At 52.0% G+C, this 14,413-nt stretch carries 14 protein-coding genes; 5 read left to right on the top strand and 9 right to left on the bottom strand.

Annotation, left to right across the window (positions count from 1 at the left end; all coding sequences use genetic code 11):
• Nucleotides 1-88: 88 nt before the first annotated feature.
• Complete coding sequence (locus tag QVO66_RS05720) at nucleotides 89-742, bottom strand: nitroreductase family protein (RefSeq protein WP_021854464.1); 654 nt, start codon at nucleotides 740-742, stop codon at nucleotides 89-91.
• A 264-nt stretch (nucleotides 743-1,006) separates the two neighbouring features.
• On the opposite strand from QVO66_RS05720, the gene QVO66_RS05725 reads away from it, so the two are divergent.
• The 3 genes from QVO66_RS05725 to QVO66_RS05735 all read left to right on the top strand — a co-directional run bounded on the left by QVO66_RS05725 (nucleotide 1,007) and on the right by QVO66_RS05735 (nucleotide 3,926).
• Nucleotides 1,007-2,002: an NAD-dependent epimerase/dehydratase family protein gene (locus tag QVO66_RS05725; RefSeq protein ID WP_021854466.1), complete on the top strand. Its 996-nt coding sequence runs from the start codon at nucleotides 1,007-1,009 to the stop codon at nucleotides 2,000-2,002.
• A 185-nt stretch (nucleotides 2,003-2,187) separates the two neighbouring features.
• Nucleotides 2,188-3,159, top strand: coding sequence for a phosphatase PAP2 family protein (locus QVO66_RS05730; protein ID WP_021854468.1), 972 nt, complete (start codon nucleotides 2,188-2,190; stop codon nucleotides 3,157-3,159).
• A gap of 155 nt (nucleotides 3,160-3,314) precedes the next feature.
• On the top strand, nucleotides 3,315-3,926 hold the full coding sequence (locus QVO66_RS05735) for a DUF4294 domain-containing protein (RefSeq protein WP_288172665.1): 612 nt from the start codon (nucleotides 3,315-3,317) through the stop codon (nucleotides 3,924-3,926).
• A gap of 185 nt (nucleotides 3,927-4,111) precedes the next feature.
• Here the strand turns inward: QVO66_RS05735 and QVO66_RS05740 are convergent, their stop codons facing one another.
• From QVO66_RS05740 to QVO66_RS05775, 8 genes are all read right to left on the bottom strand, one after another.
• Nucleotides 4,112-5,071 carry a M28 family peptidase gene (locus tag QVO66_RS05740; RefSeq protein WP_288172655.1) on the bottom strand — a complete coding sequence of 320 codons (960 nt, stop codon included), beginning with the start codon at nucleotides 5,069-5,071 and terminating at the stop codon, nucleotides 4,112-4,114.
• Between the two features lie 60 nt (nucleotides 5,072-5,131).
• The gene (locus QVO66_RS05745; protein WP_288172656.1) at nucleotides 5,132-6,202 is read right to left on the bottom strand and encodes a hypothetical protein; all 1,071 of its coding nucleotides are present in this window, start codon (nucleotides 6,200-6,202) and stop codon (nucleotides 5,132-5,134) included.
• Nucleotides 6,192-6,665, bottom strand: coding sequence for a hypothetical protein (locus tag QVO66_RS05750; protein ID WP_021854472.1), 474 nt, complete (start codon nucleotides 6,663-6,665; stop codon nucleotides 6,192-6,194). The genes QVO66_RS05745 and QVO66_RS05750 overlap by 11 nt, the downstream gene beginning before the upstream one ends.
• 141 nt (nucleotides 6,666-6,806) lie before the next feature.
• Nucleotides 6,807-8,606: a membrane dipeptidase gene (locus tag QVO66_RS05755; protein WP_021854473.1), complete on the bottom strand. Its 1,800-nt coding sequence runs from the start codon at nucleotides 8,604-8,606 to the stop codon at nucleotides 6,807-6,809.
• A 15-nt stretch (nucleotides 8,607-8,621) separates the two neighbouring features.
• Nucleotides 8,622-9,092 (bottom strand): Lrp/AsnC family transcriptional regulator, encoded by a 471-nt coding sequence (locus tag QVO66_RS05760; RefSeq protein WP_021854474.1) that lies wholly within the window; start codon nucleotides 9,090-9,092, stop codon nucleotides 8,622-8,624.
• A 194-nt stretch (nucleotides 9,093-9,286) separates the two neighbouring features.
• Complete coding sequence (locus QVO66_RS05765; protein ID WP_021854475.1) at nucleotides 9,287-10,276, bottom strand: FKBP-type peptidyl-prolyl cis-trans isomerase; 990 nt, start codon at nucleotides 10,274-10,276, stop codon at nucleotides 9,287-9,289.
• Nucleotides 10,277-10,280: 4 nt separating this feature from the next.
• Nucleotides 10,281-11,156: an FKBP-type peptidyl-prolyl cis-trans isomerase gene (locus QVO66_RS05770; protein ID WP_021854476.1), complete on the bottom strand. Its 876-nt coding sequence runs from the start codon at nucleotides 11,154-11,156 to the stop codon at nucleotides 10,281-10,283.
• A 73-nt stretch (nucleotides 11,157-11,229) separates the two neighbouring features.
• Nucleotides 11,230-11,835 carry an FKBP-type peptidyl-prolyl cis-trans isomerase gene (locus QVO66_RS05775; protein ID WP_021854477.1) on the bottom strand — a complete coding sequence of 202 codons (606 nt, stop codon included), beginning with the start codon at nucleotides 11,833-11,835 and terminating at the stop codon, nucleotides 11,230-11,232.
• Nucleotides 11,836-12,081: 246 nt separating this feature from the next.
• Here QVO66_RS05775 and QVO66_RS05780 point away from each other — a divergent pair, with 246 nt between their 5' ends.
• Nucleotides 12,082-12,780, top strand: a complete 699-nt coding sequence (locus tag QVO66_RS05780; protein WP_021854478.1) for an SIR2 family NAD-dependent protein deacylase — start codon at nucleotides 12,082-12,084, stop codon at nucleotides 12,778-12,780.
• A 406-nt stretch (nucleotides 12,781-13,186) separates the two neighbouring features.
• Nucleotides 13,187-14,413 carry a pectate lyase family protein gene (locus QVO66_RS05785; protein ID WP_021854479.1) on the top strand — a complete coding sequence of 409 codons (1,227 nt, stop codon included), beginning with the start codon at nucleotides 13,187-13,189 and terminating at the stop codon, nucleotides 14,411-14,413.

The following is a 14,413-nucleotide window of genomic DNA, read 5'->3' on the forward strand; positions in this document are numbered from 1 at the left end:
AAGCCTTGAAAATACAATCAAGGCATTTGTCTTAACTCCTTAACTCCCCCTAACTCCTTAACTCCTAAATAAATATCTCCTAAAGACATCATTCAATAAACCTCACCTTAGCCTCATTTCTCGGCTTAGCCTCGGGAGCCTCGTCGGGATAGCCGAAGGCTATGCAGTAGAGCAGCTCGTAGCCCTTGCTGAACTCGAGTTTCTTAAGATATTCGGCAGCCTCGGGCGTGCGCATAAAGCGGGCCGGACCGCCAAGACAGCACGAGCCTATGCCCATCGACTGGGCTGCCAGAATCATGTTGCCGCCAAGCAGTCCGCAGTCTATCTGCGAGCAGTCATACGACGGGTCGTTGGCTATGAACACCACGGTGGGCGCATTGCGGAACATATTCTTGAACGACGCATCTGCCGCTACCTCCGGATTATACTTCTTGTAGATAGCCGTAATGCCGTCGATAAACTCAGGATTGTCAACCACGCGCACCTCCCACGACTGCTTGTTCATGCCGTTGGGCGCGTTGATGCCACACTTCAGTATCATCTGCATCGTGTCGCGGTTAACCGGCTGCGGCTTATACTTGCGTATGCTGCGGCGCTCCATTATCGTTGATATCACGGCCTCAGAGCGGTTTGCGACAGTGTCGGCTGCTGCGGCGGCAGCATCGCTTTTGGATGAATTGGCACTGCAGCCAAAGGCCGCACAGGCAAAGGCTATGCCCAGGAAAAGATTTAAAGGTTTCATAATCATTCGGTTTTAAATGTTTGTCGTTAATTTAAAATTATCGGCAACACAGACTGCACGCAATCTGCACAACCACTGACAAAACTAACGAAATATTTTAATAATACATGCTAACGCCTGTGTTTTTTCATGTTTTATAACATGCGGCGGCATGCCCAAACAGCCACAAAACTATGTTTTAAAGACTTTAATAACAACAACTTGCGCAATTGTGCCGGATTTTTTAGTAACTTTGTGGCCTGAAATCGAAGCAACATCCTATAAATGAAAAAAATACTCATAACGGGCGCAAGCGGATTCATAGGCAGCTTCATTGTCGAGGAGGCGCTGAAAAGAGGATTCGAGACATGGGCAGCCGTAAGAAAAAGCAGCTCAAGGAAGTATCTAAACGACAGCAGAATACATTTTATAGAGCTCGACCTGGGCAACCTGGACAAGCTGGAGAAGCAGCTGAGCGGACAGCAGTTTGACTATGTTGTGCATGCGGCAGGCGTAACCAAATGCCTGCACAGCAGCGACTTCTTCAAGGTGAACACTGAAGGCACGGCCAACCTGGCGCTGGCGCTGCGCAGACAGAACACGGGGCTGAGGCGCTTTGTCTATCTGAGCAGTCTGAGCGTGATGGGTCCGGCGCGCGAGCAGGAGCCTCACACCGAGATAACGGCAGCCGACAAGGCATGCCCCGACACGGCCTACGGCAAGAGCAAGCTGGAGAGCGAGCAAAGGCTCGAGGCCATAAAGGGATTTCCGTTTATAGTGCTGCGCCCCACGGGCGTCTACGGCCCGCGCGAGAAAGACTACTTCATGATGGCGCAGAGCATAAGCAGGCATGTTGACTTCGCAGTAGGCTACAGACCTCAGCACCTTACGTTCATATATGTCATGGACGTGGTGCAGGCCGTATTCCTTGCCCTCGACCACGGCACCGTAGGTTCAAGATACTTCATAAGCGACGGCAGCGTGTACTCGTCGCGCACGTTCAGCGACCTCATAAGCAACGAGCTGGGCAATCCCTGGCTGCTGCGCATAAAGGCGCCGCTGTGGCTGCTGCGCATAATATCCTTTGCCGGCGAATGGACAGCCCGCATTACGGGCAAGATATCGGCATTGAACAACGACAAGTATAACATAATGAAACAGCGCAACTGGATGTGCGACATCAAGCCGGCCGAGAACGAGCTCGGCTACAAGCCGCAATACGACCTGAAACGCGGCGTGGCGGCAACAATAAAATGGTATAAAGACAACGGATGGCTGTAAAGGAAATTATAAGGATAATTGGATAGATGAGAATAATGGGACTAATGAGAAAAATGAGATTAATGAGACTGATGAAAGAAATGGGGCGCATGGCTCACATAAGTCCTATAAGTCTCATCAGCCCCACATCCCCAATCTCTCCCGTTCTCTCCCATCCCCTCTTCCACCACTAACAATCTCTTAAAATGATAAAATTCATCAAGCAGCTTTTCACAATAGAGAAGCAACCCAAGAAGGGGCTGTTTGCCCTCGAGTGGGTGGTGCTGGCATATCTCGTGCTCACACTGCTCATAGTGTTCTTCACATACACCAAGGCGGCCAACCCCGACGCCATGATATGGGGGCGCATACGCATTGCCGTCATCACGGTGGCGCTGTGGGGCGTCTACCGCATGCTGCCGTGCCGGCTTACACGACTGGCACGCGTGGTGGTGCAGATGGCGCTGCTGGGCTGGTGGTATCCCGACACCTACGAGATCAACCGCATGCTGCCCAACCTCGACCACGTGTTTGCCCAATGGGAGCAGGACATGTTCGGCTGCCAGCCGGCCCTGCTGTTCTGCAAGGCCATGCCGTGGCCCGTGGTGAGCGAGCTTATGGACATGGGCTATGCCTCCTACTATCCGATGATAGCGCTCGTGGTGCTCTATTACTTCGCCTTCCGCTACCACGAGTTCGAGCGTGCCTCGTTCGTGGTGCTCACAGCCTTCTTCATCTATTATGTGGTGTTCGTTCTCGTGCCCGTAACAGGCCCTACGTTCTACTACAAGGCTGCCGGACTGACCAATATAGCCAACGGCGTGTTCCCCAACGTTCACGACTATTTCAACTATTATCAGGACTGTTTGCCCAGTCCCGGATACAAGGACGGCATATTCTATCACTTTGTTGAAGACGCCAAGGCAGCCGGCGAAAGGCCCACGGCAGCCTTCCCGAGCAGCCATGTGGGCATAAGCACCGTGCTGATGCTGCTTACATGGCACAGCGGCAACCGCCGCCTGCTCTACGTCCTGCTGCCCTTCTACGTCCTGCTGTGCCTCGCCACGGTCTACATACAGGCCCATTATGCCATAGACGCACTGGCCGGACTGGTGAGCGGCGCGCTGCTCTACATGGCGCTCATGGCTGTTTCAAGAAAGATGGTGACAAGACAATAAGACAGTCAGGGCAGGCATGCCGCAGAAAAAGCGATATGTCTGCCCTGTTTTTTTAACTGCCGGAAAACTTCTTTAACTAACATAACTTCGGCAACTTGCATAAAATAACTATTTTTGCAACCGTGACAAGACTTAGAATATTCATAACGGCTCTGATGGCACTGATGCTTGCGGCCACGGCTACGGCACAGGACAAGAAAGGCGACAATCCCGAGGACAACGAGGTTGACATGGACAACCCTACGTTTGTGCCTATGGTCAAGGTGGGCAAGGTGCTCATTGACGGCGACAGCATACAGTATGTTGAGCTTAACAACGTGTATGTGTATCCGCAGCCAGTGTTCAAGAACGCCAGGCAGCGCGCCGCCTACAACCGTCTGGTGTATAACGTAAAGAAGGTGCTGCCCATAGCCAAGGAGGTGAACAGGGTTATCATCGAGACTTACGAATATCTGCAGACGCTGCCAAACAAGAAAGCGCGCGACGAGCACATGAAGCGCGTGGAGGAAGACATCAAGAAGAGATACACGCCAAGAATGAAAAAGCTGTCGTACTCGCAGGGCAAGCTGCTCATAAAGCTCGTCTACCGCGAGTGCAACTCATCTGCCTACGACCTTATACGCTCGTTCATCAGCCCCATAAGGGCAGGCTTCTATCAGGCCTTCGCCTGGGCTTTCGGCGCCAGTCTGACAAAGAAATATGACCCCGAAAAGACCGACCGCCTGACAGAGCGCGTTGTGCTGATGGTTGAGTCGGGACAGCTGTAATTAAGAATGCGACTAATGGGAAAAATGATACTTATAAAATTAATTGGAAGAACGGGAGCTATGGGACTTATGAGATTAATATGACTCATGGCTCTTATAAGTCCCATCTCTCCCATTATCCTCATCCCCACAATAAAATAGGCACAGCCGCATGGCCGTGCCTATTTTATTATTATATTACTGTCTTATGGTTTCTCTGAATAAAGCACCTGAATAACAGTCTGGCCTACGGCCTGAAGAGTGTTCTTGTCGATATATTCCATCGTGTCGTTAATCGTGTGCCATGTAGGACCGAAGCTGCTCTGCTGGCAGTCAGGATAATATGGAACGATGTCTATCGTAGGAATCTTTGCCACATCATTCACAGGCACATGGTCGTCGGTTACCATCACGCCGTCTGTCGACGGGAAATAGCTGCCAAAGCCCACTGCCTCTGCCGCAGCCCAAACCTTGTCGACAATACCCTGGGCATACTGCTTTGACAATCCTTCCTGAGAGAACTTCGAGCCCTGACCTCCTACCATGTCGAGCAGGATGCCGAAACGTGCCTCATATCCCGGCTTATGCGGATTGGCAGCCCAATGCTGCGCACCCAAAGCCCACGAGTCGCCATTATCAGGAACTGTGCTCCAGCGCGGCACGCCGCGGTCTTCAGCGTCAAAGCACACAAAGTCGATGCCAAGATTAAGTTTCGTCGTGTCGCTTGCCAGCAGACGCGCTATCTCAAGCATCACAGCCACACCGCTGGCACCGTCGTTGGCACCCATCACAGGCTTGCGCCAGTTGGCCGAGTCTGGGTCGTTGTCGGCCCACGGACGGCTGTCCCAGTGGGCACATAACAGAATGCGGGTGGTAAGCTCCGGACGGTAGCTCGCCACGATGTTGGTACATTTGAGCGGAGTGCCGTCGAAACCGGTGAGCGTAACGTTCTGCGGTATCACCGTAAGGCCATACTGACGGAACTTGCCCATAATCCACTCGCCGCACTTGTCGTGCGCCTCGCTGTTCATCGTGCGCGGTCCGAAATCACACTGAGCCTTGCAGTAAGCATAGGCCGAATCGGCATTAAACGAAGGACCAACCGGCTGCTGAGCAGCCATATCGGCATCAGAAGCCGCCTTCTTATTGCCTCTGCAAGACGCCATAAGCATAAAAGCAGATAACAATAAAGAATATTTTAAAACATTCATCATATATATTTTTAATTAAAAAGAGACAGTTTCATATTTAGAAACCTTAAGGTTAAAACCTTCCTTCTTCGCCATACGTCTAACTTGCTCCATTGACCTCTGATAAGTTCTCAGCAGCTTGCCTTCTGATGTCACTACCCTAAAATCACCGGGTGTTTCAGCACTTGCTTTATGGCGCACACCATCCTTATAAGTTTCTTTTGCCTTCAACTCCCATTTGTCATACATTGTCTGATAATAGCTTCTGCTCTTTCCTGAAGGAACGTTGCCGTCTACAGCCTCATCGCCACCGGCAGCGGAAGAAGCACCGCCACCCTTGATATCGTTGACCATAGTGGCAACGGTGAGGCCTGCCTGCGCAAAATTCTCTGCAGCAGCAAACAACTGTTCACGCATTATTCTGTTCTGTTCCTTGTTTGAGGCACGAAACGAAGCTATATCGGCATTTGCTGTCTGTGAATTCTTGAAGGCAGAAAACTTTCCTTCGCTCCAGCGTCCTACCTCCCATACATCAGGTGCATAGAAGATCATGCCTATACCCTGGCGCACACCGTCCTTCATAGAGCCATAGACAATCTCGCCGCTCTCGCTTAATGTCAGTCCGAAGCCGTCTTGGCTGTCGCCCGACATCTCTCCGAGATAAAGGTTATTGTCTATATCCTTAATAACAAACGAACGGCTTTTACTGTCGGCAGAAGACTTTTCTGAAGGCTTATCATTCACAAACTTACCGCTATAAACCACTTTTCCGGATACATCATAACAAACTCCGCGGCCGCTTTTCTTTCCTTCGCGCCAGTTACCCACATAGACATAAGCACCATCAACGTTAGATATCTCCTTTTTCAGTGAGATAAGCATGCCACGACCGGAAATCTCATTCTCGACAAAATCGCCTACATAGACGGCTCCATTTTTATAACGTTCAATGCCAAAGCCGTTTTTACGCTTGCCATTGTAGTTATACTGGCCCATATAATCTTCTTTGTTATTCTGGCCAAAGAGGATGTCTGAAATTTCCTGAGCATTGGCCACAGCACACATACTAAACAGCAGGGCTGCAATAACAAGCAATCTACTTGCCATTATAGACAAAGTCTTCATTCTTTGTATACTTATCATCCTTCAGCGCCTTTTTAAGAAGTTTAGCACCATCCTTCTCGTCAAGATTTTCAATATAGAAATTACGCTTTAATGAAGCGTTTACAATCACATAATATGTCTCGCCGTCCTCTAGATTCAGATTCATTTCCGCATGATAAGTTCCGCGGGCAGAAGGACAGTCAACGGCTACTACATAACTGTCGGGATTATTGAAGACAACCTTACGCATAACCTTGTTATACATCGTAGCCCCGCCCATGCCACTTACGGCTTTTCCTTCGGGAATCAGAGAGAAGGCTTCCTTTCCGTTAAGAGTGAACTTATATTCGCTGTTCCAGAACTTGAAGTCAATAAAGAAATAGACCGTACTTTCAGCCTTAACGTTTTGCACAGCAGCAAGAATCAATACAAATATCAATGCTGCTTTTTTAATAAATGTCTTCATAGCCTTTTGATATTTTGTGGTCTCCAGTCCCTAAAGACCGTTTAATATAAATGGAAGAAGTGTGGCACTGATATGCGAACCCCAAGCTGCCGCCATGCGGCTGTTGGTTCGGCATAACACTTCTTTTTTATAAACACTCTCTTATTTGCTCTGCACCTGAGCCATAACCCTGAGCCAGTTGCCGCCCCATATGCGGGCGATGTCGCGCTCGCTGTACCTGCGGCGCAGAAGATGCAGGGTGAAGTTGATAAGCTCTGACGAGTCTGCCAGGCCTCTTATGCCTCCGTCGCCGTCGAAGTCGGTGCCTAGTCCTACGTGCTCTATGCCCATAACGCTGATAGCATGCTCAAGATGAGCTATGGCATCCATGACCGTGGCCTCCTGACTGTCGTTGCGCAGGAAACCGTGATAGAGCGTGATGTGGGCCACTCCGCCATGCTTGGCAAGAGCCCTGAGCTGGTCGTCGGTAAGGTTGCGCGGCACGTCGCACAGCGCCTTGCAGTTGCTGTGGCTGCACACGATGGGCTTACTGCTTATGCTAAGCGCGTCGTAGAAGCTCTTTTCGCCGGCATGACTGAGGTCTACCATTATGCCGCATCGGTTCATCTCCTTAATGACCTGCTCGCCAAAGCGGCTCACTCCGCCATGAGTGTTGCAGCCGCGGGCACTGTCGCAGATGTCGTTGTCGCCGTTGTGACAGAGCGTGATGTAGACAACGCCGCGCCTTGCGAAATATCTTACGTTGGATATGTCGTGGTTAAGCGCCAGTCCGTTCTCTATGCCGAGCATTATGGAGCGGCGCCCCTTGCGCTTGTCTTCATACAGGTCGGAAGGCGTGCGCGCTATGCTCAGGTAGCGGTTGTTGGCGTTTACTATCTCCTCTATCTTGTCGAAGATAAGGTCGGCATACTGAAGCGGCCCGTCAACCTTAAATGCCACCTTCGACGAAAAGGTCTCGCCGAGCTTGGGCTGTGGCAGATATGCCGCCATGATGACAGCGTCCTGATGTCCTTCGGCCATCTTGTGCATGTCGACGAGAATGCGCGGGTCGCGCTGGTCGAAGTGTATGCCCTGCGGAAAGAACATAGGCGTGTCGCAATGGGTGTCGAGCGTAAGCATGCGGCGGTGAAGGTCTTTGGCCGTATAGAAGTCGCGTGCACGGTCTACAAGCCATCTGAACAGCACCTGTCCGCTCTCGCCGAGCCACTCGGGATGCCACTGCACGCCGATAAACGGCTTGAACTCGCTGCTCTCTATGGCCTCGATCACGCCGTCGGGTGCCTTTGCGCTGACGCTGAAGCGCCTGCCTGAAGCCCTTACGGCCTGATGGTGTATGGAGTTGACGGCAAGCGTCTCCGTCTTATACAACGAATAGAGCACCGACTCGCGGCTTATTCTCACCGTATGGGTGGGCTCGCTCCGGTCGGCGTCCTGGCTGTGCTTTATCAGGCTGTGGCCTGCTGCCGCGGCAGCGCGGCCTGCCCCGTGTGCGGCGGCAAAGCTCTCGGCTATGTCCTGGTCAACCTCTCCGTCGAGGGCCGTAACGAGCGTCTGTATGCCACGGCATATTCCGAGCATAGGTATCTGGCGGTTATATGCCAGCCTTACGGTCAGCAGCTCGGCCTTGTCGCGCATGTGGTTGATGCCGTGCAGGCGCGGCGAAGGCTCCTCACCGGCCCACAGCGGATTGATGTCGCCGCCTCCGGTGAGCACCAGTCCGTCTATCTTGTCGAGCGTGTTGATTATCACGTCCTTGTCGGCAACGGGCGGAATTATCACCGGCGTGCCTCCGGCTCTCACCACGGACATGTAATACTGCTCGCACAGACGCGCGTCGCCGTCGGCAAAATTGCCTGTGAGGCCAATCACCGGCTGGCGAGTGGCCTCAGGATAACGGGCGTATATGTCGTCGAGACTGCTCTGAATATCAAACGATTTCATTGCTCCAGCCTCACACTATCTGCTTTCTCCCTGCGGAACGGGCACTTCTCTCTTGATGCTCTGCTCTAAAGAAATAAGGGTTTCGGTTGCAACTACGCCGGGGATGCCCTGCATCTGGTTGTTAAGCAGGTCCATGAGCTGTTCGTTGTCGCGTGCGTAGAGCTTTACGAGCATGGTGTAAGGACCAGTGGTGAAGTGGCACTCAACGATTTCGGGTATGTGGTCAAGGCGCTCAACTACCGACTTATACATGTTTCCGCGCTCAAGCGTTATGCCCACGTATGTGCATGTTGTGTAGCCAAGACTTTTGGGATTTACGTCGAATCCGCTGCCTGTGATGACGCCACCCTCGATAAGATGCTGTACACGCTGATGTATGGCTGCGCGCGATACGCCGCACTCTGCTGCTACATCCTTAAACGGAATTCTGGCATTCTTTGACAGAATGCTCAAAATCTTTTTATCAAGACTATCAATCTTTTCCATTTTATAATGTTATTAGTTTTATTTTTTAAGTTATATTCTCTTTTGGTTTCCAGTATGTTTGATGCGAGCAAATTTACATATTAAAAATGAGTTATACAACATTTTGACATAAAAAATAGCGCATTTTATGCAGAATGAAATAAAAAAAGGGAGACCTTGGCCGGTCTCCCATGCTTTTTTATGACAAATGAACACTATTTCTTTGTCTTGGCTGTTTTCTTTGCGGCAGTCTTCGCTGCTGCCTTCTTGCTGTCAGCACCCTTTGCGGCAGCCTCGGCCTCGGGCTTCTTAGCCTTCTCTACCGAAACCATCTCGACGGTGAATATCAGCGTGCTGTAAGGATTGATGGCTCCTGCCTTGCGGTCGCCATAGGCCAGATTCTGCGGTATGTACAGTTCCCACTTGCTGCCAACGGGCATCATTGTGAGGGCCTCTGTCCATCCCTTGATAACCTGGTTGGGGCGGAACTTGGCTGTTTCGCCGGGACGCTTGTAGCTGCTGTCGAACACAGTGCCGTCTATCAGTCGCCCTTCATACTTCACGGTTACTTCGTCGTCTACTGAAGGAATCTCTCCGTTGCCCTTTACGAGCACCTTATACTGAAGTCCGCTGGGAAGCGTAACCACGCCTTCCTTGGTCTTGTTGGCAGCCAGGAAGTCTTCGCCGGCCTTGCGTGTTGCCTCGTTGCGAGCGTCGACAGCCTGCTTGAAGGCCTTGTCAAAATAGTCTTTTGCAGCAGAGTCTGTCATCAGCGTGTAGTCTTTCTTCAGCGCGCTGACAAATCCCTTGTTGAAGAGTGCCTCGCTGATAGAGTCGCTCTGGCCCTTGAACTCGTCCTTCAGGAAGGGCAGCATGCGCTGGCTTACCATCAGGGCTATCTGCTCTCCGGCGAAGTATGCCTTTGTCTTTTCGTCGATGCCCCTTGCCACGGCGTCTTCATATCCCTTGATGAAGTCGGCCATGTAGGCTGTGTCAACGCCGAAGCCCTGCTTCAGGTAGGGCACAAGGCCGTCGGTGCGCACCATGCCGGCTGAATAGCTGAGCGAGTCAGACTTGGTTATCAGACTAATCTTTGCAGGCTCCTCTACGGCCTTCTTGTCTTTCTTCTTCTTTGCGGCAGCGTCTGCCGTATTGAAAGAAGCACTCACCAGAATGGCGAGTGCTGCTAAAATTATTTTCTTCATTTAATTATTTGTTACCTAAACTGATAAGTTCTATTTTGAAGATAAGCACAGAGAAAGGCTTGATGTCTTTCTGCTCACGGTCGCCATAAGCGAGGTTCTGAGGTATTACAACCTCCCAAACGCTTCCGGCAGGCATGTGTGTCAGGGCTGTGGTCCATCCCGGGATTACCTGGTTGGCGCGCAGCGTTACAGGCTCCTTACGCTCGTAAGAGCTGTCGAACACCTTGCCGTCGATTGTCTTTCCTTCGTAGTGAACTTTTACGGTAGATGTATCTGTAGGCATCTCGCCCTTGCCTTCCTTGATAACTCTGTAGAGCACGCCGCCCTCGAGCTTCTTCACTCCGGCCTTCTTGGCATAGTCAGCAAGATATTTCTCGCCAGCCTTCTTGTTGGCGCCATACTGCTCCTCGATGGCCTTACTTCTGATAGCCTGCATCTTGAGCTGAGCCACGCGCTGAGCCTGCTCAACGGTCATGAGTCCGTTCTTGCCGGTTGTACCGCTGATGAAGCCTGCCATGAAGTTCTTCAGAGATATAGTCTTTGTCGAGTCGCTGCCGAAGAGTTCGTGGTTGATGCCCTTTACCATCTGGTTAGATATCTGCTGACCGATCTGTATACCTGCGTAGTAAGCGGCCTTCTTCTTGTCGTCGCCTGCGTTGGCTCCTTCGTTAAGTCCCTTGAAGAACTCGTCCATGTATGCTGTGTCTACTCCGAGTCCTCTTACCAGATAGTCCTTCAGACCCTGTGTCTGTGCCATACCTATGGCATAGCTCACTGTGTCGACATCGTTTTTCAGGTCTGCCTTAGGTGTTGAATTGCCGCAAGAAACCAATGATGCGGCTGCTACAGCCCAAACGGCTGCGAATGTAAGCTTTTTCATCTTTGTTTTTATTCGTTATTGTTTTATTTATTCTTTACTTTAACGGCTCCTGCCGCCATGCCGGGCTGCCCGCTTAGAGCACCTCGAGCAGCTCAACGTCGAATATCAGCGCTGCGTATGGAGGTATTGAAGCTCCTGCGCCGCCCTCGCCGTAGCCGAGGATGTAGGGTATGAAGAAGCGGTACTTGGCGCCTTCCTGCATCAGCTGCAAGCCTTCGGTCCATCCTGCTATAACCTGGTTGAGGGGGAACACTGCCGGCTCGCCGCGCTGTATGCTGCTGTCGAACACTGTGCCGTCGATGAGGAATCCCTCATAGTGACACTTCACCTGGTCGGTAGCCTTCGGCTTCTTGCCGTTGCCTTCCTTCAGCACCATATATTGCAGTCCGCTGGGAAGCGTAACCACGCCTTCTTTCTTGGCGTTCTCGGCCAGATATTTCTCGCCTTCAGCCTTGGCAACCTTTCCTTTCTCGGCGCGCTCGGCGTTGAGTTTCTCTTCCTGCTTGCGGAAGTAATCCTGTACTATTGTTTGCGCTTCACGGTTAGATACCTTGAGCTCGTTGCCCGCGATAACGTCCTTGATCGCCGCAGCGAAATCATCAATATTCAGCTCTGACGCACCCATCTGTGCCAGCTGGCGGCCGATGCCCAATCCTAAAGCGTAACTTACTTTATCCATTTTCTTTGTCTATTTGTTTATGATTACTACCTTAATAAAATCGTGCAAAGGTAGCATTTTTATCTGATTACGGAATTATTATTGAAGAAAAATCACTAATTTTGTGCATTGTTAATAGTCTTTTGGCCGGGCGGCGGCGCGCTGATGTGCCAACTGCAGGCGCCAGCCGCATCAAGCCGCACCAAGAACGACGGCTAGTCGGCCCGGGAAAGGACTGCCGGATAACCTTTTAACTATAGAAAAGTGATGAAGAAAATTGTTGTTCTTACTGGTGCCGGAATGTCGGTTGAGAGCGGGCTGAGCACGTTCAGGGACGCCGACGGACTGTGGGAGAACTATCCCGTGGCGCGCGTGGCCACACATGAGGCGTGGGAGACCGACCCCGTGTATGTAAATAACTTCTACAACATGCTGCGCAAGAAACTGCAGGCTGCCAGGCCAAACGAGGGGCACAGGCTCGTGGCGGCGCTCGAAGAGAAGTATGACGTAACGGTGGTTACGCAGAACGTGGACAACCTGCACGAGGAGGCAGGCAGCTCGAAGGTGATACATCTGCACGGCGAGCTGATGAAGGTGTGCTCGAGCCGCGACGTAGACAACCCCCACTTCATCAAGACGCTCACGCCCGACTGCCTTGAGGTGAAGCCCGGCGAGAAGGCCGGCGACGGCTCGCTGCTGCGCCCCTACATAGTGTTCTTCGGCGAGGCGGTGCCCAACATCGAGAAGGCGGCCGAAGAGGCCATGGGCGCCGACATCTTCGTAATCATAGGCACGTCGCTCAACGTCTATCCGGCGGCAGGCCTCGTGCAGTATGTCAAGCCCGGCGTGCCCGTATATCTCATCGACCCCAAGCCCGTGATGGCTGCCGGACGCCACGACGTGAAGCAGATAACGGCAGGAGCATCTGAAGGCATGCGCCAGCTGTCGGACATACTCATGAAGTGATGCCGGGGGCAAGGCGCCGTGTCAGTCAAGGACAATCATATCGACAGATGTAACGCGTTGTATTACAGACAGTTACATACGCACGTGCAAAACATGGCTTTTCAGGCTCTAAAAGGCCACGTTTTAGCGTGCAAAAGGCCACCTTTCGCAGTGTGAAAGGTGGCCTTTTGCACTTCTGCCCCGCAACGGCTGGCGGCAGAAGTGCCCGAAACCATGCGGAACTATTGCAAACAAAAACTAAACAAAAAGCATTTTTTGCTATGTTGTTGTCATATTTTAATTAAATTTGCAGCTGCAAACATCAGCGGACCTTGGCGCCGCCTGCACCTCAAGCGCTCACAGGGCGCATGGCCGGGGCCGGCGCCGGGCTGAATCGTATATGAAAATTAACAACTACAAAAGTCTTATGAACATTTCAAAACTAACGCTGTGCGCACTCATGCTGCTCGCCGTTGGCACGGCCGCAAAGGCACAGATGTCGGCCCACGACTACAACAGTCCGGTGGGCTGGGGCACTGTCGGCGGCACCATAACGGGTGGAAACGACGAGGGCGCCATCAAGGTGACCACCATGAGCGAGCTGAAAACGGCGCTCATCGGCACCTACAACCACACTGTGTATATTGAGGGAGAGATTGAAATAACAGGACAGATAGGTCTCGAGAACGTGCAGAACAAGACCATCTACGGACTGCCCGGCTCGGCGCTGGTAAACAGCACACACTCTACCGACAAGAAAAAGAGCGGCATACTGTCGTTCAAGAACAGCAAGAACATCATAATACGCAACGTTACGTTCAAGGGCGCGGGCGCTTATGATATTGACGGCAACGACAATCTTAACCTCACTAACTGCAACTACGTGTGGGTTGACCACTGCGACTTTCAGGACGGCGTGGACGGAAACTTCGACTGCAACAACGGTTCCGACCATATCAGCGTTACATGGTGCCGCTTCCGCTATCTGAAAGAACCTTGGGCAGGAGGCTCAGGCGGAGCCGACGACCACCGCTTCAGCAACCTCTGGGGCGGAAGCGACAGCGAGACCGAGAGCGAGGGTAAGCTGCGCACCACATTCTACAGCTGCTGGTGGGACGAGGGATGCCGCGAACGTATGCCGCGCATACGCTTCGGACAGGTGCATCTGCTCAACTGCCTCTATTCGTCGTCGGTTGCCAACTATTGCATCGGCACAGGCTACAAGTGCAACGCGTATGTTGAGAAGTGCGTGTTCGACGGCGTTAAGAATCCTTGGAAAAACTATGCCACAAGCGGCAAATACACCGACTATAACATAACCATGACCGGCAACCAGGGCGCCAAGGACGAGCAGAAGCGCTCAGGCAGCATAGATTACTTTGTGCCTTCTGACCACTATCAGCTCGACGGCTACGACGTCAGCCTGGTTGACAGCGAGGTAAGAGCCTACGCCGGAGCCACTCTCAGTGTTGAATACGGACAGGGCGTAACCACGGCAATAAGCAATCCGGGCGCTGATGGCGCAGCCGTGAAGTCGGTTACATATTATTCTCCGTCGGGCATGAAGCTGTCAGAGCCGCAGAAGGGCCTCAACATCGTTGTCAGGAAGACGGCCGACGGCAGGGTTATGACATCGAAAGTGATGATAAAATAA

It is taken from the genome of Prevotella sp. CAG:255 (genome assembly GCF_000431195.1).
Taxonomy (GTDB): Bacteria; Bacteroidota; Bacteroidia; order Bacteroidales; family Bacteroidaceae; genus Prevotella; species Prevotella rara.